The organism is Dyadobacter sp. CY261 (assembly GCF_021440085.1).
Lineage (GTDB): Bacteria > Bacteroidota > Bacteroidia > Cytophagales > Spirosomataceae > Dyadobacter.
Window position 1 is genome coordinate 15,711 of the sequence record NZ_JAKCPW010000013.1, and the last position, 26,165, is coordinate 41,875.

Sequence of the window (26,165 nt, forward strand, 5' to 3'; positions counted from 1 at the left end):
GTTACAGTATGCGTATTAAAGCAATGGCCAGAGTTGAGAACAAAGAGATGATTGCCAATCTTTCGCCGCGCGACATAGGTTGATCATTTCTCGGTTCTTTAATCGGAATCGTTATCACTGATCCCGGTTCGACCTTTGGATAGGATTTAAAAAACAAGAATTTGGTAGTACGATGTGTTCTTCCGTTGGGATAGGAAACATACGTTCTGCTCTTCCGGGCTCTTTCCGTAAATCCACCGGCCTGGGAAATATATTCTTTAAATGAAAAGTTCTTATCAAAGTTGACAAGCGATGGATTGTAAATCCCTCCCTGAATGCGGATCATTTCCGATTTTTTTGGCACTACGAGCGTATCGCCATCGGCGAGGAGCAGGTTTGCTGGAATGGCTGGTTTGTCAAGGATTGCCTTAAGATCAAGCGCAACCAGCTCTCTGTTCCGGTAAAATCTCGCTCCGTCAATGTAAGCTTCTTTCCTCATTCCACCTACTTTTGGAAACAAATCAGAGATTCGCTCAAAGTTGTTACGGATCGTATAAGTTCCCGGGTAGAGGACCTCGCCCACCACTGTTACCGTTTTCTGTTGCTCATAACGTGGGGATTTTCTTATCAGGATGATATCATAAGGCAGCAACTTGAACTTCTGATCCTCTTCGTTCAAGACCAGGTTATCGCTTACATTCAGTGTGAAGATCCTTACATTCTGATTGTCGGGCAAACCGATTGTGTCATTTTTGACCCGGCGCGACACCTCGATGCGATAAGGAACTCCGCCCTCCGTATATCCGCCCGCCTGAAAAATAACGTCGGCGATGGTAATGTCCTTATAGTAATAATATGCCCCCGGGTTGATAACTGAGCCACCGACCGACAAATACGTAAATTCCCGGAGGTCTTCAACTGATTTAATAGTGAGGATGTCGCCAGCCAGAAGTTGTATATCCGGAATTTCCCCGTTCAACAATTTCCGGAGATCGATTGCCACCAGGCCTGTTTGCGTATCACCGCTGGCTCTTTCCAGCAACGCACGGTTCAGGAATGCTCTGGGGCCAATTCCCTGTGCGATAGTGATGAGGTCTTTGACGCTTTTCGTTCTTTCATCAAGAGGATATATGCCAGGACGAGTCACAGATCCTCTTATCTCGACTTGGTTAGCGACAACATCCAGTATCCTTTTCACTCTGAACAAGTCGCCGTTCTTAGGCTGAAAAGACGCTATCTGTGTGGAATCAATAGACCCTATTATAAAGTTATTACCTGTGTTGCGCTGATATTGAATGAGGTCCGTGAATGCATCGGGTGTAAAGCCACCTGCATAGCGCAAAATGTCTTTCAACGTTTCATTACCTGTTGCTTCAAAGATGCCCGTCTTTTTGACCTCTCCTGATAATTCTATTTTCCTCTCATATGGACGGATCAGAATGATGTCCTGATCTTGCAGCGCAATATTGTCCTGCATATCGGCATCAATAAGGAAACGATATAAGTCGATTTTTTTGATGGTCTTGTTATTCCTGATAACCTCGATGTTTCGATATGAACCGTTTCTGCCGGGGCCGCCTGAAACATACAATGCGTTGAAGGCAGTCGCTAAGGAAGAAACCGTATAGGTCCCTGGTCTGGCAGCTTCTCCCACAATCATTACCCGAATACTACGGACATTTCCCAGCGTAATGGTGGAATAGGTGCCCGAGCCGGGTCGGTTGAGTGTGGAATAGGCTTGTCTTAATCTGTTGACAATACGCTCATTTGCCTGCTCAATAGTAAGCCCATTGACAAATACTGGCGCGAGGTTAAGCATTTTGACTGTTCCTTCAGGACTAACTTTCATCCTGAAATTCTCCACAGCATTACCGTAAATATCAACGACAAGCTCATCATCCGGGCCTAAAACATAATTCTTGGGTGTGGGAATTCTAAGATTAGGTTCGAACGTAACGGTCGATCTACGAAAAAACGAGGAACCGAAAGTCCGGCTCAGAGCCCTGGACCTTGCGCGCCTCGCAGAAGTAGAGTCATTTTCATTATTGGTTTCTTCGTCGAGCTCATCCAAATCATCCTGTTCCCTTGTTTCGTCGATTTCATCGCGGTTAGGGTCGTTTTGCGTATTATTTTTTGCGGCCGATTGTTGTAAACGTCTCCGAATAGCAGAAATATCGTCCAGGGTATATCCTTTCTGTAGAGCGGCTCTTTCTATATCCATATCGGACATGCCAGCGCCCTTGGCCTGGTTGTAAAATTCGACAGCTTGTGAATTGCTGATCGTAGAGGGGTCTATCTGTGGTTGCGTCGCCGGGGCGGTTTGCGGAGCAGTATTTTGTGTAAAACCTTGAAAACTAAAAAGTGTTAGAAATACAATGTAAATGCCAACAATGTGTTTTCTTGTCATAGGTGGATAATGCATGCAGAGTATTTTAATATTATCTAGTATTCAAGGATTAACAAACGAAACCAACGCCGTAACCTGGCAAAGCTACAAAATCTTCCATCAATAAGACTATTCGGCAATCAATTCAAATCGCAAAGCCGGGTTTATTGAACCTTAATGGCAAGCTCTTTCAATTGTGCTTCCGAGATCGTCGAAGGCGAATCGATCATGACATCGCGGCCGGAATTGTTTTTAGGGAATGCAATGAAATCCCGGATCGAATCCGCACCACCAAAAATAGAGCAAAGCCTGTCAAAACCAAATGCAATACCGGCGTGAGGAGGAGCGCCGAATTCAAATGCATTCATCAGGAAGCCGAATTGATCCTGTGCTTCTTCGGCTGAGAATCCGAGGATCTCGAACATTTTCCGTTGAAGCTCTTTTTCGAAGATCCTTACAGAACCTCCGCCCACTTCAACGCCGTTGATCACCATATCGTATGCATTGGCGCGAACCAACCCTAAATTTTTATCCAGTAATTCGATATCCTCCGGCTTGGGGCTCGTAAACGGATGGTGCATCGCAAACCAGCGGTTTTCTTCCTCGCCAAATTCCAGCAGTGGGAAGTCAATCACCCACAGTGCGCGGTATTCATCAGGGTTACGCAAGCCCAGGCGCGAGCCTATTTCCAAGCGCAGCTCGTTAAGTTGCTTGCGCGTTTTATCACCTTGGCCCGACAGGATCAATAAAAGATCGCCCGGCTTGGCATCAAACGCTTCAACCCATTTTTTAAGCTCTTCTTCGGTGTAGAATTTGTCAACGGACGATTTGATTGATCCATCGGTGTTGTAACGAACGTACACAAGGCCTTTCGCGCCGATTTGCGGACGTTTGATCCAGTCTGTCAGTTCATCTACCTGCTTTCTCGTGTAAGTGGCACAGCCGGGTGCCGAAATACCCACTACCAGGTCGGCATCGTCGAACACGCCGAAGCCTTTTCCGGAGGTAAGATCCTGGCCTTCACCTTTCAGTTCGACGAATTGTATGTCGAAACGGATATCCGGTTTGTCGGAACCATACAGACGCATGGCATCCGCGTAAGTCATGCGTGGAACTTCGGGGAGGGCGATACCCTTCACTTTGGCGAATAGGTCGCGGATCATGCCCTCGAATGTATTCAAAACGTCTTCCTGCGTCACAAACGACATTTCGCAGTCGATTTGCGTAAACTCAGGCTGGCGGTCGGCGCGCAGATCTTCGTCGCGGAAACATTTCACGATCTGATAGTAACGGTCGAAACCGGCTACCATGAGCAATTGTTTGAATGTCTGCGGGGATTGGGGTAATGCGTAGAACTCACCCGGGTTCATCCTGCTGGGTACTACGAAGTCACGGGCGCCTTCCGGGGTCGATTTGATCAATACCGGGGTTTCGACTTCGATAAAATTCAGGTCGTCGAGGTACGCACGCGTGTAGCGGGCTACCTGATGGCGCAGTTGTAAGTTTTGGCGGACCGTATTCCTGCGCAGGTCGAGATAGCGGTATTTCATGCGGATATCGTCGCCGCCGTCGGTTTCGTCTTCGATCAGGAATGGAGGCAGCTTCGCAGGGTTTAGAATACTAAGTTCCGCTACGCGTATTTCGATGTTCCCAGTAGCAATTTTGTCATTTTTGGACAAACGTTCGATGACCGCGCCCTTGGCGGAGATTACGAATTCGCGGCCCAGTGAGCGCGCGGTTTCCAATACACTGGCGGGAGTTTTTCCCTCTTCGAAAAGAAGCTGGGTGATGCCGTAACGGTCACGCAGATCGAGCCAGATCATGCCTCCTTTGTCGCGGACGCGCTGAACCCAACCACATAATACAACGTCTTGATTTACATGTCCTAAGCTTAATTCCCCGCAGGTATGTGTACGTAACATATAACTATTTTAATACTGATATAATGAAAGCCGCTGATAATAAATGCCGCAAAAGTACGTATTTTTAGCAAATCTAACATGAAGTGTTTTTTATGAAAGTATATGGCAGCATGGGCGGACAAGCGAGGCTCATTATTTCTTCACTTGTTTTTTGTGTAACCTGTTCATGCGGCGATCCCGAGCCTGCGCCGGGCGGTTCAGGGCAGTCGGACCAGTTCGAAACGGCACCTGAGCAATTTCCCATAGCACCAGGCATTATCGACGAAGCGTCCGGCCTCGCGGCGAGTGCGACAATGGCCGGTTACCTGTGGACGATCCAGGATTCAGGTCAGCCCAACTCACTTTATCTGATTAGCAAGGACGGCAAAAGCATTAAGGAATATAATGTACCGGGCAGTAACAACCACGATTGGGAGGAAGTAGTTATTGGCCCCGGACCTGACAATGGGGTGTCCTACGCTTATATTGCCGACATAGGCAACAACAATTCGCCGGTCACTTCTACCAATATCATTTACCGTATTCCCGAGATTACCAGCGCCGGCGGTTCTTTTAGCCAGAATGCATTGCAAAAGATCACTTTCAGCTACCCCGACGGCCCCCGCGATGCCGAAGCGCTGATCGTCGATCCGCAAACGAAGGATATTTTTATAATATCGAAGGAAATGCAGGGCACCAATATTTACCGACTGGCCTATCCGCAATCGACATCCGATGTTACGGTTGCCGAAAAAGTTGGAACTGTGCCGGGAGTGACGTTGGCAACTGCCAGTAGTATTTCAAAAGACGGCAGCGAAGTTGTCGTACGCACTTATCTCGGTGTATTTTATTGGAAAAGAAACACTGGCGAGACTGTCGGTCAGACGCTCATGAAATCTGCCACAAAGACTTTAACGGTCGCTCTTGAACCTCAGGGCGAGGCGATCTGTTTTGAAACCGAAGGCAAAGGATTCTATACATTAAGCGAAAAAGGCAATGCCGCCAGCGTTTCACTGAGTTTTTATAAAAGAAAATAATCACAAACAATGATCAGAAGTCTATTCTGCGCAGCACTCATTGTGCTGGCCCAGTACGTTTATGCGCAAAATCCGTCGGATGAAAAGTATATCCGCGAGAATTACTCCAAAGCTGAATACGACATCCCGGTGAGGGACGGTATCAAGCTCCACACCATCGTTTACTCGCCTAAGGATGCCTCATCCGAGAAGAAATACCCTTTCCTGATGCAGCGGACCTGTTACAGCGTGGCACCTTACGGAGCGGACGCTTACCCGCCCCGCCTGGGACCAAGCCCTGCATTAATGCGTGACAAGTTCATTTTTGTATACCAGGATGTACGAGGCCGCTACATGAGCGAGGGCAACTGGACGAACATGACCCCGCATATCGATCAGAAGAAAGGGAATAAAGATGTGGACGAAGCTTCGGATACATATGATACCATCGAATGGCTTCTGAAAAACATCCCGAACAACAATGGCCGGGTAGGGCAGTGGGGCATTTCGTATCCCGGTTTTTACACCACGGCCAGCGCATTGGCGGGCCACCCTGCATTGAAAGCATCGTCGCCGCAAGCACCTATTGCCGACTTCTTTTTTGATGATTTCCACCATAACGGAGCATTTACGCAGGGATATTATCTAACATTTCCGGTATTCGGTATCAAGCCTCCCAAGCCAACTACGGCGTCATGGTTTACCGGTGAAATGTTTACGCCAAAGCCGGATGGTTACACATTCAACCTTGAAATGGGGTCGTTGAAAAACTTTGATAAATATTACAGTCAGAACTTTTACTGGCAAGAGACGGTCAATCACCCAAATAAGGATGATTTCTGGAAAAAGCGTGATATCCTTCCGCATTTGAAAGGGGTAAAACACGCATTTATGACCGTCGGTGGCTGGTTCGATGCTGAGGATTTGTACGGGCCTTTAAATACCTATAAAACACTCGAAAAGAATAATCCGTCGATGTACAATACACTGGTGGTTGGACCATTCGGACATGGGCGTTGGAGCCGGGAAACTGGACACACGCTGCATAATGATATTTATTTCGGTGACAGCATTGCCACGTTTTATCAAAACAATATTGAAGCCAAATTTTTCAAACACTTTTTGAAAGAAGCCGGTGATGGGAAAACCGGTTTACCGGAAGCTTATTTGTTTGACACCGGTAAAAAGGAGTGGAAGACGTTCGATAAATGGCCGGTTGCAAGTGCAGAAAAACGGAAGTTGTATTTTAATGCAAAAGGCAAACTTGGTTTTGAAGCACCTAAGGAAAGTAAATCGGTGTCAGAATACGTGAGCGACCCGCTCAAACCGGTGCCTTATACTGCGAACTACAAACAAATGTCGGGCTTTACGCCTTTTGAATATATGTCGGAAGACCAGCGTTTTGCCGCGACCCGTCCCGACGTGCTGGTTTTTGAAACCGATGTGCTGACCGACGATATTACGCTTGGTGGGGAAATTAACGCATTACTCAAATTCAGCACGATCGGCACCGACGCCGATTTCTTCGTGAAACTGATCGACGTGTATCCGGACGATGAAAAGAACCACGCTTATCTGCCCGATCCCAAAGTAGTTCTCGCTGGTTATCAGCAAATGGTGCGAAGCGAGGTCATGCGCGCGCGTTTCCGCAACAGCTTTGAAAAGCCGGAACCGGTGGTGGCAGGCAAGGTTACGGACCTTAAATTCCGTTTGCAGGATGTGCTGCATACTTTCAAAAGAGGCCATCGAATTATGGTACAAGTGCAAAGTACTGCATTTCCGCTGTTTGACAGGAACCCGCAGAAGTATGTCGAGAATATCTACAAGGCACAGGATTCGGATTTTATCAGCGCCAAACAGACGATTTATCACCAGGCCGATGCCCCCAGTTCGCTGGAAGTAGAAGTTATCAAGTAGCGGCCGCATTTGTAGATTCTAAAATTTTAGTGATGACTTTATTGACAGCATCGGCATTATCGGGCAACGGCAGCGCCCAGCAATTGAAATATCCTGAAACCCGGAAACAGGAGCATTACGACGAATACCACGGCGTAAAAGTAGCGGATCCTTACCGCTGGCTCGAAGACGACCGCTCGGAAGAAACGGCACAATGGGTGAAAGCGCAGAACGAGGTCACATTTGGTTACCTGAATGCGATCCCGTTCAGGGAGAAAATATTCCAGGATCTCGAAAAGGCGTATAATTATCCCAAATATTCTGCCCCACGGAAGAAGGGCGAATATTTCTATTTTTATAAAAACGATGGTTTGCAAAATCAGGCAGTGCTCTATCGCCAAAGAGGTCTGAACGGTAGACCTGAAGTTGTGATCGATCCGAACAAACTTTCCCCTGACGGCACTACGCGGCTGACCGTTTTCAGCCTTTCCAAAGATGGTACTCATGCCGTTTTAGGGTTTTCAAAAGGTGGTTCCGACTGGCAGGAATACCAGGTGATGAAAATGCAAGACTTGTCCATGCTGGCAGATAAGGTGGAATGGGTCAAAGTTTCCGGTGCTGCGTGGCAAGGCGATGGGTTTTATTACAGCCGCTATCCTAAACCCGATGGCAGCGCATTGGCCGCCAAAAATGAAAACCATCAGGTGTTTTATCACCGAATGGGTACGGCACAGGAAGAGGATAAATTGGTATTTGAAGATCCGGCCAATCCGCAGCGCTTTCACACTGTAGGTACAACCGAGGACGAGCAATATGCCGTGCTTAGTGTAAGCGATCGCGGAAAAGGGAAGGATGGCAATGGGGTGTGGGTATTGAAACGAGGTGAAAAGCATTTTGTGCCGGTGCGCGAGGAAATTACCGACTCACGTTTCCGCATTATAGACAACATCGGCGGCGATTTTCTGATCGAAACGAACGATGATGCCCCAAATGGAAAAGTGATGCTTTTTAAATCGGCTGACCGGTCCTGGAAAACTGTGTTGCCCGAAAAAGAAGAGCCACTCGAAAATGCCGAACTGGCGGGCGGAAAGCTTTTCGCTTCCTATTTAAAAGACGTCACCACGCGTGCGTTTGTATACAATACGCAAGGAGTCTATGAGAGCGAAATTCAAATGCCGGGCTTAGGCTCTGCCACGGGTTTTGGAGGCGATAAGGAAGATACCTTCGTATTTTACACATTCACTTCTTTCAACTATCCGGCTACCATTTTCCGGTACGACATTGCCAGTGGAAAAAGTGGTGTTTTCAGGGAGCCTGAGGTTTCGTTTAAGCCATCGGAGTATGAAACAAAACAGGTATTTTATCCCAGCAAGGACGGTACACGCATCCCTGCATTTATTACCCACAAGAAAGGGCTGAAACTGGACGGCGCCAATCCGACCATCTTGTACGGCTATGGCGGGTTCAATGTAAGTTTGCCGCCTGCGTTTAGTCCTACCCGTATTCCGTTTTTTGATCAGGGAGGAGTGTATGTGCAGGCGAACCTCAGAGGCGGCAGCGAATATGGTGAAAAATGGCATGAGCAGGGAATGAAGTTGAAAAAGCAAAATGTGTTCGACGATTTCATTGCGGCCGCAGAATATTTGATCCTGGAAAAATATACCTCACCCGAGCATCTGGCTATACAGGGAGGTTCCAATGGTGGCCTGCTGGTGGGCGCGGTGATGAACCAGCGTCCGGAGCTATTTAAAGTTGCGTTCCCTGCAGTGGGTGTAATGGACATGCTCCGTTTTCACAAGTTTACAATCGGCTGGAACTGGATTGCAGATTATGGCAGCAGCGATAATGCGGAGGAATTCAAGGTTTTATACGACTACTCCCCGCTTCATAATATCAATGCAGACGGGAAATATCCTGCTATTATGATTACCACCGCCGACCACGACGACCGTGTTGTACCCGCGCATTCGTTCAAGTATGCCGCCGAGTTACAAGCCAAAGCCGGCCAATCTTCGGTAAATCCGTTGCTGATCCGGATTGATACCAACTCCGGTCACGGCGCTAGTAACACCCAAAAAGCGCTCGAAACCCAGGCGGATATTTATGCGTTTTTGTTTCGGAATATGGAGCTGGTTTGGAAGTGATTTGTTGGGGCTTACTAGCTAGTATTAATCTTTAATAAATATTTGTAACCGGAGTGTGACTATGTTATGCATTCGGTTACATTGTATTAATCTCTTTTTACAACCATCCGTAAATCATCTATAAGCATCCTAGTTCGAATATCAATGCCCGGCTTGGTAAGGTGATAATAGGTGTCGAAAAACAAGGAATCGTCAAAACGATATTTTTCCGGCATTGAGATCACCGGTAGGTCTGCTTTCGCCAGTGCCTGCATGACGCTGTCGATGATCGCAGCATGATTTGCATAAGAACTGGATTGATACGCAGGCGGGACTATGAGGAAGTCGGCAGATAAAGAATTAACGTGGTCTTCAAAATCTTCTATAAAGGACACTACCTCCCCGCTTACCTGTTCGTCGGCAGAAATAGGGCTGGCAGGTTTGATATATTTACGGGGCAAATTCCAGTGGATGAAAGCATCTCCATGCTCATTGAAAGCTTTGCGATCATAGACGCTGATTGTCTGATTTTTACTGCGTTTTTTAGTCGGTTTTAGTTTGGAAACGGCATATCCGGGGATGAACTTTAACAGTCGGCACCAATGTCGGAAATCCAGATGCATTTGACCTTCCCTATACACGTCGAAAAGGACACAGACCAGTTCGGTCCGTCCGTAAAAGGCATCAGTGTAAAATTGACCATATTCGGGGGACAGAATCACCAGATCGCCTTTTCTAATGTAGGGCTTGATATCGTTAAGATAATACTTCATACCAATGGCGGCATGTAAGCCCGCATTAACCACCGGGATTTGGAGTTGTTCTTCAATTTTTTTGCTATCCAATCCAAAACTGAGGTTAGACCCACCAATAAAGATGATCCTGGGAGAAGGTGTTTGTTCGAGACGCTTGTGCTTATCCAGCAAAGCACTCATCATATTGTGCTCGATAGCCGGGTTTGGCATTAGTAGGAGGGCATAAATGAGAATGATTCCCGTTACTAACGCAAACAACAAGGTTTTAAGAATAAATTTCTTCATCGCTTAGAATTGAAAATAAATGAATTCCTGGTTCTGTTTGAAATTGGCAATGCAAACCATCAAAAGGACAACGTATATCGCCCAGCGAAAAGCTATTTTCGGGGATTTGTCGATAGTCATAGGGTGCAACTGGTGGCGTTGAAACCATTCCACGAGAATCATGAATAGCATCTTGGGAAACATGGTGTGGTAGCCGTCGTGTAGGGGCAGACTTAAAACCGAGGGATCGAGGATGCCCTTGAAATACAGGATTGCAGTGGATAGGTCGGGAGCGCGGAAGATGATCCAGCCAATCACAACAAGAACAAAGGTGGTTAGTATTTGAAATAATTCTAACGGAGATGGAAGTAATTTCCCCTCAGCCACGATATTGGTATGTTTGCGATTTTTATCAAAGACTAAAAGTGGCAGAAATAGCAATCCGTGATAGATACCCCAAATGATATACGTCCAGTTCGCGCCATGCCAGAAACCGCTTATGAGAAATATGACGAGGGTGTTTCGAATGCTCTGTAATTTTCCGCGTCTGCTTCCTCCAAGAGGGAAATACAAATAGTCTTTGAACCAGGACGACAAGGAAATGTGCCATCTGCGCCAAAACTCGGCGATGTCTCTTGAAAAGTAGGGAAATGCGAAGTTTCTTAACAGCTCAAACCCGAAAAGCCTCGCTGTACCGAGCGCGATGTCGGAATAGCCCGAAAAGTCCCCATAGATTTGGAAAGCAAAGCAAATGGCTCCGACAATCAGGGTACTGGCAGAATAATTTTCGGGGTCTGAAAAAACCAGATTGGCATATTCTGCACAACTATCCGCAACGACAATTTTTTTGAAAAATCCCCACAGCATCTGCCGAAGACCATCCACGGCTCTGGAGTATTCAAAACGCCGGGGTTTTTCGATCTGCGGTAAAAGGTGATTGGCGCGTTCGATTGGCCCGGCCACAAGCAGAGGGAAGAAACTCACAAAGAGGGAATAGTTAGTTAAATTAGTGGAAGGCTTTATTTTATGATTGTAGATGTCGAATACGTAAGAAAGGCCATGAAATGTGTAAAAGGAGATGCCGATCGGCAGGATAATATTAAGTGTTTGTATGTTAAATGATAGTCCCACGCTTTGCAGCAACTCTGAGAATGAGCTAAAGAAAAAATTATAGTATTTAAAGTAAGCAAGAAAACCAATGTTAATGACGACGCTGGTAATCAGCCAGCCCTTGCGTACGGACGATGATTCCGAGTGATGTATCTTCAATCCGGTATAAAAATCCAGCCCTGTCGAGAACATGAGCAGAAACATGAAACGCCAGTCCCAACACCCATAGAAGAAGTAACTGCTTGCAAGCAGCAGGATGTTTTGATATTGAAGCGACTTTCTTGCTATGAACCAATACAGGACGAAAACCACGGGAAGGAACGCAGCGAAGCCAGGTGAATTGAATAGCATAAAATAGAGAAGGAATTGTGATATTCTTGTTAAAGAAAGTTAGCAAAACCCCTCTATTTAATTACCTTGTGGTGACAATTAATTATTAAACGGTCACTTGTGCGGAGTAAGGTTATTCTTGACTTTTGAAGTCTATCACTTCTAAGTGAGCTGTTTTCATGGAGGGATAATTGAAAACTTCCAATTCTCACATTAATTCTCAAATTATTTCAACATGCAGGATACAACAGGACGGTGTGCATTGGTAAGTTTCCTAATCTTGCACATGCGTTCAGAGTAGTATTAATCTGTTAAAATACTTTCAGAAAGAAGACTTCTTACCTCACAAACGATCAATAATCAGGAAACAAATATGAGCAGTTCTAAAGTAAGCCAGTACAGGTATGTAAGCTATTTATGGGATGAAGAGAAAGCCGCCTCTCTTGGTGACGATCAGGTCGCACTCCTCTTGTACCGTTCAAATCTGTTGGGTGCCGATCTACGCCTGACCAACTACGCTGGTGGAAACACGAGCTGTAAAACCATTGAAAAAGATCCGCTGACTGGCAATCCTGTCGAAGTGATGTGGATCAAAGGCTCGGGTGGAGATATTGGTACTTTAACAAGAAGCGGACTGGCGGGTCTGTATGTTGACCGCCTGCATAGCCTGAAAAGCATCTACCGAGGACTGGAATTTGAAGATGAAATGGTGGAACTGTTCAACCATTGCATTTATGACCTGAAATCGAAAGCGCCTTCGATCGACACGCCGCTACATGGTTTGCTGCCGTTCAAACATATCGATCACCTGCACCCCGACGCGCTGATCGCGATCGCGGCTTCCAAGGAAGGTGAGGCTATTACCAAGGAACTGTTCAATGGCGAACTGGCATGGGTGCCCTGGCAGCGTCCCGGCTTCGACCTCGGTTTGCAGCTCGAACAGGCGCTGAATGATAATCCGGGCATCCGGGGTATCGTACTCGGCGGACACGGATTGTTCACATGGGGCGATACTGCCTACGAATCTTACATTAATACACTCGACACGATCGAAAGAGCGTCGGAATATCTGGCCGAAAACTACGGTAAAAGCCGCCCTGTTTTCGGGGGAGTGCGTCTGGAAAGCGAGCCGAAAGAACGCCGCGCCTCGATAGCGGGCAAACTGGCACCTTACCTGCGCGGTTTGGCCTCAGAACAGCAAGCGATGATCGGTCACTTTACCGATGACGAGCGTGTGCTGGAATTTATCTCGAGCCACGACCTGGACAAACTGGCGCCACTTGGTACCAGTTGCCCCGACCATTTCCTGCGCACGAAGATCCGCCCGCTGGTGCTCGACTTGCCATTTGAAAAACTCGAAGCGGCTGACACCGAAATTCTGGATCATATCCGCCCACAATTCGAGGCTTACCGCGCGGATTATATCGCTTATTACAACCGTTGCAAGCATTCAAACAGCCCCGCAGTGCGTGACCCGAACCCGGTGATTATCCTTCTGCCAGGTGTGGGGATGTTCTCGTTCGCAAAAGACAAGCAAACTGCACGTGTAGCGGCCGAATTTTACATCAATGCGATCAATGTAATGAAAGGCGCCGAGGCGATTTCTTCTTATGTATCGTTACCGGAGCAGGAAGCATTCGATATCGAATACTGGTTGCTGGAAGAAGCAAAATTGCAGCGTATGCCGAAAGAAAAATCGGTTTCCCGCAAAGTGGCATTCGTAACCGGCGGCTCGGGCGGTATCGGTAAAGCAATTGCCCAAAAGCTGTTGCAGGAGGGTGCTTGCGTGGTGATTTCCGATATCGATGAAAAAGCATTAGCAGAAACGAAAGCGGAATTCGACGCTAAATTCGGCAAGGACTTTTCAGATACTACCGTAGCGAACGTGCTCGACGACGAGGCGATCAAAGCCGCATTGCACTCGACCAAATTGAAATATGGTGGTTTGGATATAGTGGTAAATTGCGCAGGTTTATCGATTTCGAAGCCATTAGCGGATACGACTATCAAAGACTGGGATATTTTGCAGGATGTATTGGTAAAAGGCCAGTTCCTGGTATCGCAGGAATCAGTCGCGATTATGCGTCAGCAAGGGTTGGGCGGTGATATTATCAACATTGCAAGCAAAAACGGAATTGTTTCCGGCCCAAATAACGTGGCTTATGGAACAGCCAAAGCTGCACAGCAACACATGTCGCGCCTGCTGGCTGCCGAGCTCGGTCCGGACAGGATCCGCGTGAACGTGGTGAACCCCGATGCGGTAATCGCCGGAAGCAAGATATGGGAAAGCGGCTGGGCTGCCGGACGTGCGAAAGCGTACGGCATTAAAGTAGAAGAACTGCCGGCCTACTATGCAAAAAGAACGGTACTGAATGCGGAAATCCACACGGACGACATCGCAAACGGCGTTTACATCTTCGTGAGCGGATTGCTCAACAAGAGCACCGGAAACGTCATCAATGTGGATGGCGGCGTACCGGCGGCATTCCTGAGATAATTTAAACATTCACAAGCATTGCCGGGCCTCCAAGCCTGGCAATGCTTTTTTCGTACTATCCGGATGAAAATTGAACAATATCAGATAGACCAGCATAACGATAGCCTGTTTTCGCGGCATAACAATCAGTTCATTTTCCTGCAAGAGCAGCTGGGCGAGCAGGGAATCAATGCAAAAGACATTGTGAAGGCGCTGGAAGCATTCCAGGTGGCGATCCCGAGCTGGGCATTGGGCACCGGCGGAACGCGTTTCGGCCGGTTCTCTGGCGTAGGCGAACCGCGCTCGCTGGAAGAGAAGATCGAAGATGTTGGTTTGCTCCATGCATTGAACCGTTCCAGTGGCTCAATTTCGCTGCATATTCCGTGGGATATTCCCGGCCAGGCGCAGCAGATCATTGATCTCGCAACCTCGTTGGGCCTTACTTTTGACGCAGTCAATTCCAATACTTTCCAGGATCAGAAGGATCAGGAGCATTCCTATAAGTTCGGCTCTTTGTCGCACGTGGATGCGAAGGTGCGTAAGCAGGCGGTTGAGCACAATATCGAGGTGATTAAACATGGTGTAAATCTCGGTTCCAAGTCGCTATCGATCTGGCTTTCGGACGGATCATGCTTCCCCGGCCAGTCCAACTTTGTGCGGGCATTCCAGAATACGCTGGAATCATTGCAAGAAATTTACGCTGCATTGCCAGACGACTGGAAGGTCTTTGTTGAATACAAAGCCTACGAGCCGAATTTCTATTCCACCGTGATCCAGGATTGGGGCAGCTCGCTGCTTTTTTGTCAGAAACTAGGCCCCAAAGCGGATGTACTGGTGGATCTGGGCCACCATTTGCCTAATGCCAATATTGAGCAAATCGTAGCAACCCTGATGATGGAAGGCAGACTTGCCGGTTTCCATTTCAATGATTCCAAATATGGGGATGACGACCTCACAGTAGGCGCTATCCGCCCTTACCAGCTCTTCCTGATCTTCGTAGAATTGGTGGAAGGTATGAAACGCGCCAATCGAGCCAGCGACACCTACGCCTGGATGATCGACGCCAGCCATAATGTGAAAGATCCACTGGAAGACTTATTGCAATCAGTAGAAGCGATTTTGCTCGCTCACGCACAAGCACTGCTCGTCGACCGAAAGAAACTGGAACAAGCCAGAAATGATAATGATGTAGTATTAGCCCAGCAAATATTGCAGAATGCTTTCCGGACGGATGTACGCCCGCTCGTCCGCGAGGCCATGCGCCTAAGCGGCGGCTCACTCGACCCGATCGGCTTGTACCGTCACATCGGCGTCCGCAACGAGTTGCTGAACGAGCGCGGTAAACTGACGGTAGCGACGGGGCTTTAACGCATTGTCAGCCTGAGCGCAGTCGAAGGCCGGTACCTAAGCGGACGGGCGGTCGAAGCTCAAGTACGATGTTGCCGTACGGACTGTCTTCGACTTCGCTCAGACTGACATGTATCAAATCAAAGCGATTTTCGCCGGATTAATGTAAATGGGTTTTTGACAATTGCCCTTTTTCCTTCCCGGATAATTTCGGCTGCGGTTTTACCCATTTGCTCATGATCTGTCGAAATGGTGGTAATGCCGTCGAGTAGGATTTCCTTCAATGGTGTTTCGTTGTAGGAAATAATGCCAATGTCCTTCCCAATGACCAGTTGCTGCTCCTTGCATTTCTTGATCAGGTTCACCAGGTCGTTTTCTTCGATCACCACATAAGCGGTATCCTTCACAGCCGTACTGTTTTCATGAAAATCATACATGATCTCGTGCTCGAATTCGTGCTGTATGCAAAAGATCCGGAAGCCCTTGATAATCTCTTTCGGATAACGGATAATAGTCGGGAAAATGAGGACGAGCTTTTTGTAAACCTTCAATAAATCCACCGCCTCATTAAGCGCATGCACAATGTCCTTTTCAAAATTCTGGAAAACGGATGAATGCTTTTTGCTGTTGAATTCAATGTCCTTATCCAGCAGGATCAGCTTCTCGGGCGGGATCATTTTGAGCGTTTCAACGGCCTCTTCGGCCTTTTCATAGAAATGCGGCATGATTACATAGTAATCGTATTCGCCCAGACTGTTTTTGATCAGGTTCTTAAAGATATTGGTGTTGGAATGGTGAATGTGCAGGTCAACATTGACATTACGGCCGATATTCTCCACAAATGCATTGTAAACCTGCTTTTTATAATTACTAATTTTATTGAAAACCAGCAGAATGCGCAGCGATGTCTCAATATCCACGCGGTTGATGAAATAGCCTTTCCCCCGCACGGAAATCAATACGCCGTCTTTGATCAAATGCTTGTACGCCTTTTCGACAGTATCGCGGGAAAGCAGGTATTCTTCACTCAACTGATTGATAGAAGGGATCTTATCGCCTCTTTTCAACTTCCCCTTACTAATCGCCTGTAACAGCGATTTGATAATCTGCATGTACTTCGGTGCACTCTCCTTAAACTCAATGTCAAATTGTATTTCCATTCATTCCGTGGGTTTGGGATCAAGCTAAAAATAACATTTATAAAACAAAAACAACCCGTCGGATAATACTTACTATTCCGACGGGTTGTTTTTATATTAAGGATTAAAATTATCTCGGTCCTCTGCCGCTTCGCTCACTGGAACCACCTCCGCGGTTACCTCCATTATCGCTACTACGACTGCCTCCATTGTCGCCTCCGCGGTTACCCCGATCATTGCTGCGAGGTTCCGGAGCACTTCTCTCCTGGCGTTCCACACGGGGGGATGGCGATTCAGGAGTACGGTTGCTGCGTTCAACACGCTCTGGTCTTTCGATATTCGGGCGCTCCACGCGTTCCGGGCGGTTTGTACGTTCCGGACTATTGCCTGGATTGCCAAAGTCGCGGTTCCGCTCCGAGCGGTTAGGGGCTTCATTGCGGTCGTTGCGGCTGGGATTTGGCGCTTCGTAACGGTCATTCCGACTAGGGTTTGGCGTTTCATTGCGGTCGCTCCGACCATCGATCGGCGTAGACTCACGGTTACGCTCGCTGCGGCCATTGTTTCGTTCGTCGAAAGGGTTGCGCGAGCCACGTCTTGAGTTGTCACCGCGTTCAATGCGGTTATCGTCGTTGCGGTTGCTTCTGTCGATACGCGGATTGGCGTCAACGGTGCGGCCACCGCGGTCATTATCCCGGGTTCCGTAATCGTAACGGCCATTACCACGGTCGGCTATGATCACTCTTCCACGGCCTCTCGGGCTGGCGTCAATCGTCCGCACCGGCACGCTTCTGCGGGTCACACGTTCAATCTCGTCGCGGCGCGGACCGTATACATAGGTGCGGTTGTTGCTACGATAGTAATTGTTGATGATCACCGTATTATTGTAATAATGCGACACACGTCGTGGCGGGGCGCAATATGAATGCCAGCGCGGGCTGGTAATGTAGCGTTGCGGTACGAAGACCCACCAAAACGACGGAATGTTGATCGATACATTGATATTCACACCGGGGCCAAGTGGTGCCCAGCCGTAATAGCCGCCACCCGAACGCCAGTTCACCCACGCAGGGCCCCATTCGTAATCGGGGATCCAGAACCAGCCGTTGTAATCGTCGTACGACCAGCGGCCGTAGTGGAAAGGAGCCCAGCCCCAGTCGTATTCCGAAACCCAGGTGTTACCATATTCGGTCACTTCCCAATAGCCGGAAGTCGAATAGGGTTGAAAACCGCGGGGAACGTCGGGGATCCAGACGGAGCCATATTGGGGGTTACGCGTCCATCGGCCGTAAGGGGAGAGTTCGTCGTAGAACGTTTGAAAATTGATGCTGAAACCGGGCTGCGCCTGGGTTTTGGTTGAAACGGAAACACCTCCCAGCATCAAAATGAACAAGCTGAGTATCCTAAGTGTACGCATGGTGTCCATGGCTTTATGTTTTAATTGTTTTCCTGTTGTTAAAAATCGGTTCTTGGACGTTACTTTTAGATGCTGGTTTAATTGCCTCGCCGGACATTAACACGTGTTAACAAAACTTTGAAAAAATGATCGATCCTGTAATCCTGCATCCCGAACTGGTGTTCCAAACAGCCCGGAGCGGTGGTAAAGGAGGACAAAATGTGAATAAGGTCGAAACCAAGGTGGAACTGCGTTTTGACATCCCGAACTCACAATTCCTGGCCGACGAGGACAAGCAAAAGCTTACCGAAAAATTATCCAACCGATTAACGAATGGTAAAGTGCTGGTATTATACCATCAGACCGAACGCTCACAACTGGCCAACAAAGACAAAGTTGTCGAAAAGTTCAACCGGCTCATCCGCCAGGCGCTATTCGTTGAAAAGGACCGTAAACCCACCAAACCGACATTTGCATCCAAACTCGACAGATTAAAGGCCAAGCAACGCAACGCCGCTATTAAATCAATGCGCCGAAAGCCCTTTGATGAATAAATACCAAACATTTTATGACCGCCGTAACGCCTGTTCAACCTAAACTTAGCGCTGTATTTACACTGCCCGTCATTGTGGCCTCCCTCGGCTATTTTGTGGATGTTTATGATCTTTTGCTCTTCAATATCGTACGTGTACCGAGCCTGAAAGACCTCGGGCTGTCGGAAGAGGAGATTTCTCAAATAGGTGCCAGTATTTACAACTGGCAGCAAGCCGGCCTGCTGATTGGCGGGTTTATGTGGGGGATATTGGGGGACAAGCTAGGAAGGCGTTCGGTACTTTTCGGTTCCATATTGACCTACTCCCTTGCGAACATTGCCTGCGGATTTACCCAAAATGTCGAGGTATATTCCATTTTGAGGTTTGTTGCGGGGTTTGGCCTTGCCGGAGAACTGGGTGCAGGCATTACCCTCATTGCTGAAATATTACCAAAGGAATTGCGCGGTTATGGTGCCTCGGTTATGGCGAGCGTCGGCCTCGCAGGCGCGATCGCCGCATTCTTCGCCGTCAAGCTTACCGACTGGCGTATGGCTTATTTTATCGGAGGAGGAATGGGATTGATTTTGCTGATTTTACGTTTGAACGTGCTCGAATCGATTGTATTCAACAAAAGTCTCGAAAAACGGGGATCCAAACCCGTGCCCTGGTGGACGATCTTCACCAGTTGGTCGCGGTTTGTGCGCTATTTGCGCTGTATGGGCATTGGTCTGCCGACTTACATGGTCATTGGCATCTACGCCACATTCGGGAATGAATTTGCGAAAGCATTGGGCATTGCGGAGGAAATACAGGCTGGTACATGCGTGCTTTATACTTACATCGGCGTGGTCACGGGCGATTTTTTCAGCGGAATACTGAGCCAATGGCTGCGGTCGAGGCGAAAAGCAATTTTGTTAATGATGCTCATGACCCTGGTCGGCGTCGTTTGGCTGCTTTCCGGCGGTATCAACTCCGCCACGACGCTTTACATTTGCTATCTATGGCTTGGATTTTCGATCGGCTACATTGCCATGTTCCTCACTACCACTGCCGAACAATTTGGTACCAACCTGCGCGCGACTGTTACAACTTCTGTCGCGAACAATGTCAGAGCGACGGTGCTGCTCACCCTGCCATTGTTCCAGTTCCTGAAAAAGGATTCTGGCGTTTTGCATTCGGGCGCTATTGTTGCGGCTATTTGCTTCTCGCTGGCGTTGCTATCACTCTGGCAAATGGAGGAGACGTATGGCAAGGATCTGGATTATGAGGAAGCCTAGTCCTCAGTTTCTGGCGTTTTGCCGAATATCAGCTTGTCAGGTGTAGGGTATTCCAATAATTTGGTAAAATCGACCTTCCAGAAGTCGAGGTCGAGCAAACGGCCACTGGTATCTTGCGTGAGTGTGATCACAACCGGCGTGTTGTCGATATCGACATATTCGGCCTGAATGAGATCACCCGCATAACCATTGACGTCACCGCCCAAACTGATGCTGCCCATTTTCCCGTCCTCATATTCATCCACCTGTTCATTTACGGGGTAATCGATCGGATCCAGGTTCAGCTTTTCGAGCAGAAAATGGATAATATCGAGTTCTTCCGGGCGAATGGGTCTGATGTTGCTCATTGTATTTTCAATTGGTAAATAAATGGATTATGCCGATGCGTTGCCGCGCCATTGCTCGGCTTTCTTGGCCACAAACCAGAATGACAACGCCAGCAATGCAAAGAAAATCCCCGCATTGGTCCTGTCCCAGAAATATTCAAAATAGCGGGTGTAAATATTCAGCAGGAAGAAAATAAGTCCAAGGTCCCGCAGGGTTTCCTGTTTGTATTGAAATGCGTAAAAGAGCAGCCCGGCTAGCACCACAGTAAAACTGAGTGCCCAAAACCAGAAATGGCTTTGTTTGAGCATTTTCCACCCTTCATAGTCAGCATAGTTACCAAATATGGAGAGCGTCCAGGCGGCCAAAAGAAACAGAAACAGACCTACCGTGTAGGTAACTTCCTTTAAAAACGCCATAGACGAGATTTTTCCAACGATGAATGACAAAGCCCAGATTATCAACCCGAAAACCGTCATCCGCAGTGGGTAGTTCATACCCATGAAACGGAAACTGCCATTCGACCAGTAATGCGTTTGTGCACCCCACCAGCCGGCTAATGCGATAATAGCAGACACCCAAAGCAGGGTAGAGCGCAGGAAAACGGCAATGCCGCCGTAGGTCAGCGCCGCGAGTAGAAGCGGTAGTGCGTAATTGCCCGTTCCATCCAGCAATCCCCTCGTCCAGTAAGTGATCGCAATCGCGACCGTGAGGATAATGGCAATATTATACACCTCGTTACTGACTCTCGCATGCTGCGTTTTGTTCAAACGCCTTTTAGCAAAATATACCAGAAGACCCGCGACAGCTGTAAACCCGACGCCGACAATATTCTCCGAAAATCCCCAGCGCTTCCGCAGCAGCTCGATCCACTTTTCATCCAATACCAAAGCTCCAAATGCAAGCAATCCACACGAAACGGCCGCAATCAATGCATAAATAGCGATGGCATCCACATTCGCATTCCGGACGCTATAACTGCCTTTGAGCTCAGTGGCCAGTTCTTTGGAAATCCGCGATTCATCCTCCCATGTCTGTATCGCACGAGTGACGATTTCGGCTTCTTTCTTGTCTAATTCCATTCAGTTTTTTGGAATGTTGGTGGATTAAAATCGTGCCTGGCTTTGTGCTAGTTGAATGCCTCGATCTTGTCACTGAAAATTACCACCAATTTATAGTTTTGGTTCAATTCGGTAACTTCGTTCCAGACTTCGGAGACAAGCGAATGAAACGATTTCATAGAGATGTTACCGACCCGAAAATGAATGACCCGCGGCGGAGGAGAAGAAATAAGAATCCTGTTTGAGAAGTCAGAATCCTTGGTAATGATAGTCATCTCTGCTTTTTTGGCGTAGAACCAGATATCGGAGTCCTTTGCAGTTCGCTCGATGTCCATCTGATGAATGTAATCTGGATTATTCCAATTGAAAAATAGTAGGGTAAGTTGACATCGATAAGATACTTATGCGACATGCTTTCGTTCCCGCAAGGAGAAATTCCAGCACAGTTTGAACGGTGATCCGCATTCCCCTGATGATGGGCCGACCGTTGCAAATGTCCTGATCGATGGCGATTCGTTCGGTTAGATACGTTGTCATGTTTATCTTTTTTCAAATATACCCATTTCGTTATGATAACAATCGTGGATCGGAAATTGTCCTGAACCTAAAAATTAACCCCGGAATTAAAAAATCCCAGGGTTAATCACTATTTGGTTTCACAAGGTTACTTCTTCAAATTCGAGAGGAATTCGACGACATCCCTTATTTCTCTTTTTGACATAATGTTGCCCATTGGCGGCATGCTGGATGGAACGTTTTCGCGCTTCGCAATGCGGGAAACGGCGATTTTCAGCGGTTCGGCTTCGGAGGTTTTCAGCACCAGTTCGTGCTCGTTTTCCTGCGCCAGGATACCTGCGGCTGAGGTGCCATCTTTCAATGTGAGCATTACCATCCCGAAGCCCGGCGACAAACGTGCACTTGGCTCGACGAGCGCTTGCAGGATTTGTTCGCGGGTCAGCACACTTCCGATGTTGGAAAGGTTAGGGCCCACTTCGCCGCCTTGCCCGCCGATCGAATGGCAGCGCACGCATTCCGCGGCCGAGCTCGTCATAAAGTAACGGCGACCCATCTGCGCATTTCCGCCGAATAATGCATCCTGGTAATCGGCCGCCGTGACGCCTTGCTTGCGCAGGGGCGCTATTTTCGCGATTAAAGTGCTGGATTTAGTTGAATCAACGGCTTCGCCGAGATCAAGCAGGAGGTTTTGCGGTAATTTGCTGTCGGCCATTTTACCGATGAGACTATTAAAAATCGGTTCGGTTTTCTCAACCGGCAGCGTTCCCAAAACTCTCAGGATCTGCTGCTGTTCGCGAATGCTACCTTTTTCAAAGATTGTATTTGAGATATCAGCCAGCGCTTCTTTCGACATATTTACACTTCCAACCATGCCTAATGCGGCTGTCCGAACGTCGGCGTCGGAATCGCTCATGCCTTTTTTCATGACCGTCTCCATGTCCGTATATTTTAGATCGTTCAATGCAACAAGCATTGCAGCGCGTACCTTCGGATCGTTACTATCGTTCAGGATTTTCGCCAGTGTAGCATTATTGTCGCTCACGTTGAGATTAGTGAGCATTTGTGCGGTAGCGATCAGGATCACCGGTTCGTTGTCCTGCAAAAGATCGGCCACCATCGGCTTGATTTTCGCTTTCACAGCAGCCGGGTCACGCTCCAACGGGCCACGGTAGCGTCCGTCTACACGGTCGGTTACCGACGGGCTTGCCCAGGTTCCCAGCGTAGCCAATGCTTCGGCACGTATTTCTTTGTTGACGTCTTTTCTTTTTGCAAATGCGATCAGATCATTCAATTGCGTTTCACCACCCACGCGCAATGCAGCATTGATGGCCCGGCGCAATAGTGGTTCGGATGTAAAGCCTTTTTCATTCAGTACGGCCGCCAAGGCAGGCAATGCCGCCGGAATGGACAAGTCGTCGTTGATACCGCGAGCGGCTTCTGCCACGATGTATTCGTCCTTGTCTTTCAGGAACAGGCTGATCTGCTCATTTTTCATACGACGCAATACGAGAACTCCCGCAATGCGCAGCGATTTTTCGGGGCTGTTTGCCAATGCAACGATCGGTGCCACCTCGCCAATGCGTGAGAGTGCAAGCACGCCTGCATGACGCAGATATACGTCTTCGTCCTTATTCGCCTTCACCATGTCAATCAAAGGCTGTACCGCATTCTTGTCGGCAATGCGGCCTAGTGCCTGCGCCGCGTAGAATTGTGCGCGCGGGTTTTTGCTTTTCAGCATGGGAATGAGCATCGGCCCGGCTTCCGCAATTTTAGCATCGCCGAGTACTTTGGCAGCTTGCACAGCAATTTCTTCATCCGAATCTTTCAGCAAAGTCATCAGCACATTGGCATAAGCCTTATCCTGACGAGTCAGTTGGCCCATTCCCCAAATACCGTGAATGCGGCCAAACTGGTTGCCTGTTTGCGCAATGGCTTTGCTCAATACCGCCGCGCCTTTCGCACCTCTGGAAGCGAGTTCGAACTGCGCTTTCTGGCGGATACGCATGTCTTCGTAGGAAAGCAACGGTAGCAATGCGTCATCGGATTGTTTGGTGTAATCCAATTGCATTAAACGTTTCGTTTCCGTACGAACGACTTTCAGGTCGTTCTTGTCATCGGTAACGTCCAGTTTCCACACGCGGCCGTAATTTTTAGTATCCCAACCGTTGATCCAGTCCGCAACGTACAGTGCGCCATCGGGACCAAAACGGATGCCAGTTGGCAAAATACCTGTCAAAATATTTTTCTCTCCATCCAATACGAATGAAGCACCTTTCGGTTTCAAACCAAACGACCAGATGGGAGAACGCGCCGGGTTACCGACGAATTCAACGAGGAAGAACTTGTTTTTCCATTCCTTACCCAATGCGGTTCCGGGGTTGTATTGCATACCCGTCGGGCCGTTATGGAAGTTTTGAATGGGCGGAATAATGTATGCAGCCTGACCTTCCCAGCGTGGCTTGAACAGCTTTTCATCCATCCAAACCTTGTAACTGTTGTTTTTAGGATCGGTGTATTTGCCATATTGCCAGTTGGAGCGCCAGCCGGCATCGGAGCCTTCTACGACATGCACAAGGCGCTCGCTCTCGCCGGGATGGTCACCGTCGTTGTCGGAGCTGATGAGATTGCCATATTCATCGAACACAAACTCGTGCGTGTTACGGAGGCCGTGCGCGAAGATCTCGAAGTCGCTGCCATCCGGGTTGGAGCGCGCGATGATACCGGAGTTAGGATGCTCGTGCTTCACACCTTCCGCAGTGGTAATATTCGCGCCAATGTCGCCAATGTTCCAGTATATTCTGCCGTCCGGACCCTCAATAGGATTGGACATTCCGTGCCCGCTGAACCCGATATGCACACCGTAACCGTGGCTGATCGACGTTTTTTGATCCATAACACCGTCTCCATTGGTGTCTCTCAATCGCCAAACATCCGGTGCGATGGTGACGAACATGTCCTTCGCGCGAACAAGCAAACCACCCGCTACGTCGGAAACTTCGTCGAAGAAGTCGTCGAGAATGCGCATGGAAACGTCCGCAATGCCGTCGTTGTCAGTATCTTCAATACGCCAGACTTCGTCTTTTTCAACCGCCAGGTCTTTCCAGTCGTGGGAGCCGTCGCCATTAAGGTCTTTAAGCCAGTTGTTTTCCTTGCTTTTTTCTGGGGCGAATGTTTTGTGTAAAAATGTCCTGCGATCTTCAACCGTTTGCAATGCAATGGATTCGGTGATCCAGTTGCGGTGGCCGCGGATGTCGAATTCGGAATTCTTTTGGCGGTTGGTTCTGTTCAGGTAAACACGACCCGCGTCATCCATCGCAATCGCGACAGGGTCGGGCGCGAGGGAATCGGATGCCCAGAGATCGAGTTTCAGGCCATCGGCCAGTTTGACAACCGTTTTTTCGCGGATTTCTTTGGCCCTGGCTTTGCCGGTTGCGGCATCTTCTTTGACCACCACTTTCGTGCTGTTCGTTTTCACGACCGGCCCGGAGGCAGTCGGCGCCATTTTCATACAGGACACCACCGCAATTGCAGTAGCAGCCATCAGGGTTAAAGGTGTTTTGAGGTTTTTGGAGATCATTGAGGACATTGCTTGATGCAGGATTATTCAGGTTCCGCTATGAACCGGATACAAAGGAATCAAAAATGGAGCTAATATTTGCTCTTACGGTCTGGAAAGAATGCAGATATGACTTGGAATGGTCATCTATTTTCAAAAATACGTCGATAGCAAATCCTTAACGGCGATTTCAAAATCATCCATTACTGGAAATGCTGAGCAAAGGTCCAGGTCGGTGCAGATTTTGACTTGTTTTCTGGAAGTGTAGACATACACGACTTCGTTGTCGGGATAAATGTGCCAAACGACTCTGACATTCGAATCGAAATATTCGACTAATTTTTCTTCGACTTTCTCGGCGTCGTCAGTAGGAGAGATGACTTCGATCAAAAATTCAGGGATTGGTTCTTCATCGGATGCGGTAGAAGCGTCGATTTGCTGGCCGTTGAAAAAAGCGAGATCAGGACGGCGCATTTGAATGCCGCTGAGCATGACGTCCTGTTCCATGATCAAAGCACCGCCTTTTGAGAAAGCCGTGGTGCGGAAGAACAATTGTTGAAGTCCCCTGATGATGAAGAGGTGCTTTTTCTTCAATTTGCCGAATCGGATGATTTTACCGTCGTTCCATTCATATTTATAGCCATCGACGGGCTCCCAGTGGACGAATTCATCCAGGGAGCTAGGCAAAACAGACGATGTGGAACGCAGTATCATAGCACTTTGAGTTAGTTATTGTACTCGGTATTCAATCATAGAGGCTATCCATAAATTTAGCAAAACAAT

Annotated in this window: 19 protein-coding genes; 7 read left to right on the forward strand and 12 right to left on the reverse strand. The window is 48.2% G+C overall.

Annotated elements, in window-relative coordinates:
- Position 1 precedes the first annotated feature (1 nt).
- A complete protein-coding gene (locus LZD49_RS28725) occupies positions 2-2,386 on the reverse strand; it encodes an SLBB domain-containing protein (RefSeq protein WP_234671353.1) in 2,385 nt (794 codons plus the stop codon).
- Between the two features lie 143 nt (positions 2,387-2,529).
- Positions 2,530-4,287 carry an aspartate--tRNA ligase gene (gene aspS, locus LZD49_RS28730; RefSeq protein WP_234671354.1) on the reverse strand — a complete coding sequence of 586 codons (1,758 nt, stop codon included), beginning with the start codon at positions 4,285-4,287 and terminating at the stop codon, positions 2,530-2,532.
- Between the two features lie 92 nt (positions 4,288-4,379).
- On the opposite strand from aspS, the gene LZD49_RS28735 reads away from it, so the two are divergent.
- From LZD49_RS28735 to LZD49_RS28745, 3 genes are read left to right on the forward strand one after another with little or no spacing between them, the layout of a single operon-like run.
- Entirely contained in the window at positions 4,380-5,303 is a 924-nt protein-coding gene (locus LZD49_RS28735) for a PE-PGRS family protein (protein WP_234671355.1), read from the forward strand.
- Positions 5,304-5,312: 9 nt separating this feature from the next.
- Entirely contained in the window at positions 5,313-7,199 is a 1,887-nt protein-coding gene (locus LZD49_RS28740; RefSeq protein WP_234671356.1) for a CocE/NonD family hydrolase, read from the forward strand.
- A 32-nt stretch (positions 7,200-7,231) separates the two neighbouring features.
- Positions 7,232-9,322, forward strand: a complete 2,091-nt coding sequence (locus LZD49_RS28745) for a prolyl oligopeptidase family protein (RefSeq protein ID WP_234671357.1) — start codon at positions 7,232-7,234, stop codon at positions 9,320-9,322.
- 86 nt (positions 9,323-9,408) lie between these two features.
- On the opposite strand, the gene LZD49_RS28750 is transcribed toward LZD49_RS28745, so the two are convergent.
- Both LZD49_RS28750 and LZD49_RS28755 read right to left on the reverse strand, forming a co-directional pair.
- On the reverse strand, positions 9,409-10,341 hold the full coding sequence (locus LZD49_RS28750) for a hypothetical protein (protein WP_234671358.1): 933 nt from the start codon (positions 10,339-10,341) through the stop codon (positions 9,409-9,411).
- Between the two features lie 3 nt (positions 10,342-10,344).
- A complete protein-coding gene (locus tag LZD49_RS28755) occupies positions 10,345-11,781 on the reverse strand; it encodes an MBOAT family protein (RefSeq protein WP_234671359.1) in 1,437 nt (478 codons plus the stop codon).
- A gap of 352 nt (positions 11,782-12,133) precedes the next feature.
- On the opposite strand from LZD49_RS28755, the gene LZD49_RS28760 reads away from it, so the two are divergent.
- Together LZD49_RS28760 and LZD49_RS28765 are read left to right on the forward strand one after the other, a co-directional pair.
- Positions 12,134-14,257 carry a bifunctional aldolase/short-chain dehydrogenase gene (locus LZD49_RS28760; protein WP_234671360.1) on the forward strand — a complete coding sequence of 708 codons (2,124 nt, stop codon included), beginning with the start codon at positions 12,134-12,136 and terminating at the stop codon, positions 14,255-14,257.
- A 63-nt stretch (positions 14,258-14,320) separates the two neighbouring features.
- On the forward strand, positions 14,321-15,604 hold the full coding sequence (locus LZD49_RS28765; protein WP_234671362.1) for a TIM barrel protein: 1,284 nt from the start codon (positions 14,321-14,323) through the stop codon (positions 15,602-15,604).
- 119 nt (positions 15,605-15,723) lie between these two features.
- On the opposite strand, the gene LZD49_RS28770 is transcribed toward LZD49_RS28765, so the two are convergent.
- The gene (locus LZD49_RS28770; RefSeq protein WP_234671364.1) at positions 15,724-16,743 is read right to left on the reverse strand and encodes a GntR family transcriptional regulator; all 1,020 of its coding nucleotides are present in this window, start codon (positions 16,741-16,743) and stop codon (positions 15,724-15,726) included.
- Between the two features lie 109 nt (positions 16,744-16,852).
- Positions 16,853-18,145: a DUF6600 domain-containing protein gene (locus LZD49_RS28775; protein WP_234671365.1), complete on the reverse strand. Its 1,293-nt coding sequence runs from the start codon at positions 18,143-18,145 to the stop codon at positions 16,853-16,855.
- Between the two features lie 116 nt (positions 18,146-18,261).
- Between LZD49_RS28775 and arfB the strand changes: the two genes are divergently transcribed.
- Positions 18,262-18,669: an alternative ribosome rescue aminoacyl-tRNA hydrolase ArfB gene (gene arfB / locus LZD49_RS28780; RefSeq protein ID WP_234671368.1), complete on the forward strand. Its 408-nt coding sequence runs from the start codon at positions 18,262-18,264 to the stop codon at positions 18,667-18,669.
- 14 nt (positions 18,670-18,683) lie between these two features.
- Complete coding sequence (locus tag LZD49_RS28785) at positions 18,684-19,925, forward strand: MFS transporter (protein WP_234671369.1); 1,242 nt, start codon at positions 18,684-18,686, stop codon at positions 19,923-19,925.
- On the opposite strand, the gene LZD49_RS28790 is transcribed toward LZD49_RS28785, so the two are convergent.
- The 6 genes from LZD49_RS28790 to LZD49_RS28815 form a co-directional block, all read right to left on the reverse strand.
- Positions 19,922-20,272 (reverse strand): DUF6984 family protein, encoded by a 351-nt coding sequence (locus tag LZD49_RS28790; RefSeq protein ID WP_234671370.1) that lies wholly within the window; start codon positions 20,270-20,272, stop codon positions 19,922-19,924. The genes LZD49_RS28785 and LZD49_RS28790 overlap by 4 nt on opposite strands.
- A 27-nt stretch (positions 20,273-20,299) precedes the next feature.
- Entirely contained in the window at positions 20,300-21,331 is a 1,032-nt protein-coding gene (locus LZD49_RS28795; protein ID WP_234671371.1) for a hypothetical protein, read from the reverse strand.
- 47 nt (positions 21,332-21,378) lie between these two features.
- Positions 21,379-21,645 (reverse strand): DUF5615 family PIN-like protein, encoded by a 267-nt coding sequence (locus tag LZD49_RS28800; protein WP_234671372.1) that lies wholly within the window; start codon positions 21,643-21,645, stop codon positions 21,379-21,381.
- A gap of 19 nt (positions 21,646-21,664) precedes the next feature.
- Positions 21,665-21,847: a DUF433 domain-containing protein gene (locus tag LZD49_RS35855; RefSeq protein ID WP_310590508.1), complete on the reverse strand. Its 183-nt coding sequence runs from the start codon at positions 21,845-21,847 to the stop codon at positions 21,665-21,667.
- 127 nt (positions 21,848-21,974) lie between these two features.
- Entirely contained in the window at positions 21,975-25,403 is a 3,429-nt protein-coding gene (locus tag LZD49_RS28810; RefSeq protein WP_234671384.1) for a HEAT repeat domain-containing protein, read from the reverse strand.
- A gap of 132 nt (positions 25,404-25,535) precedes the next feature.
- Positions 25,536-26,096, reverse strand: a complete 561-nt coding sequence (locus LZD49_RS28815) for a Uma2 family endonuclease (protein WP_234671373.1) — start codon at positions 26,094-26,096, stop codon at positions 25,536-25,538.
- Positions 26,097-26,165: the final 69 nt, after the last annotated feature.

Excerpts from the sequence above, each read along its gene's own strand:
- LZD49_RS28725 (WP_234671353.1), bottom strand. The coding sequence starts at position 2,386 with ATGACAAGAAAACACATTGTTGGCATTTACATTGTATTTCTAACACTT.
- aspS (WP_234671354.1), bottom strand. The coding sequence starts at position 4,287 with ATGTTACGTACACATACCTGCGGGGAATTAAGCTTAGGACATGTAAAT.
- LZD49_RS28735 (WP_234671355.1), top strand. The coding sequence starts at position 4,380 with ATGAAAGTATATGGCAGCATGGGCGGACAAGCGAGGCTCATTATTTCT.
- LZD49_RS28740 (WP_234671356.1), top strand. The coding sequence starts at position 5,313 with ATGATCAGAAGTCTATTCTGCGCAGCACTCATTGTGCTGGCCCAGTAC.
- LZD49_RS28745 (WP_234671357.1), top strand. The coding sequence starts at position 7,232 with ATGACTTTATTGACAGCATCGGCATTATCGGGCAACGGCAGCGCCCAG.
- LZD49_RS28750 (WP_234671358.1), bottom strand. The coding sequence starts at position 10,341 with ATGAAGAAATTTATTCTTAAAACCTTGTTGTTTGCGTTAGTAACGGGA.
- LZD49_RS28755 (WP_234671359.1), bottom strand. The coding sequence starts at position 11,781 with ATGCTATTCAATTCACCTGGCTTCGCTGCGTTCCTTCCCGTGGTTTTC.
- LZD49_RS28760 (WP_234671360.1), top strand. The coding sequence starts at position 12,134 with ATGAGCAGTTCTAAAGTAAGCCAGTACAGGTATGTAAGCTATTTATGG.
- LZD49_RS28765 (WP_234671362.1), top strand. The coding sequence starts at position 14,321 with ATGAAAATTGAACAATATCAGATAGACCAGCATAACGATAGCCTGTTT.
- LZD49_RS28770 (WP_234671364.1), bottom strand. The coding sequence starts at position 16,743 with ATGGAAATACAATTTGACATTGAGTTTAAGGAGAGTGCACCGAAGTAC.
- LZD49_RS28775 (WP_234671365.1), bottom strand. The coding sequence starts at position 18,145 with ATGGACACCATGCGTACACTTAGGATACTCAGCTTGTTCATTTTGATG.
- arfB (WP_234671368.1), top strand. The coding sequence starts at position 18,262 with ATGATCGATCCTGTAATCCTGCATCCCGAACTGGTGTTCCAAACAGCC.
- LZD49_RS28785 (WP_234671369.1), top strand. The coding sequence starts at position 18,684 with ATGACCGCCGTAACGCCTGTTCAACCTAAACTTAGCGCTGTATTTACA.
- LZD49_RS28790 (WP_234671370.1), bottom strand. The coding sequence starts at position 20,272 with ATGAGCAACATCAGACCCATTCGCCCGGAAGAACTCGATATTATCCAT.
- LZD49_RS28795 (WP_234671371.1), bottom strand. The coding sequence starts at position 21,331 with ATGGAATTAGACAAGAAAGAAGCCGAAATCGTCACTCGTGCGATACAG.
- LZD49_RS28800 (WP_234671372.1), bottom strand. The coding sequence starts at position 21,645 with ATGGACATCGAGCGAACTGCAAAGGACTCCGATATCTGGTTCTACGCC.
- LZD49_RS35855 (WP_310590508.1), bottom strand. The coding sequence starts at position 21,847 with ATGACAACGTATCTAACCGAACGAATCGCCATCGATCAGGACATTTGC.
- LZD49_RS28810 (WP_234671384.1), bottom strand. The coding sequence starts at position 25,403 with ATGATCTCCAAAAACCTCAAAACACCTTTAACCCTGATGGCTGCTACT.
- LZD49_RS28815 (WP_234671373.1), bottom strand. The coding sequence starts at position 26,096 with ATGATACTGCGTTCCACATCGTCTGTTTTGCCTAGCTCCCTGGATGAA.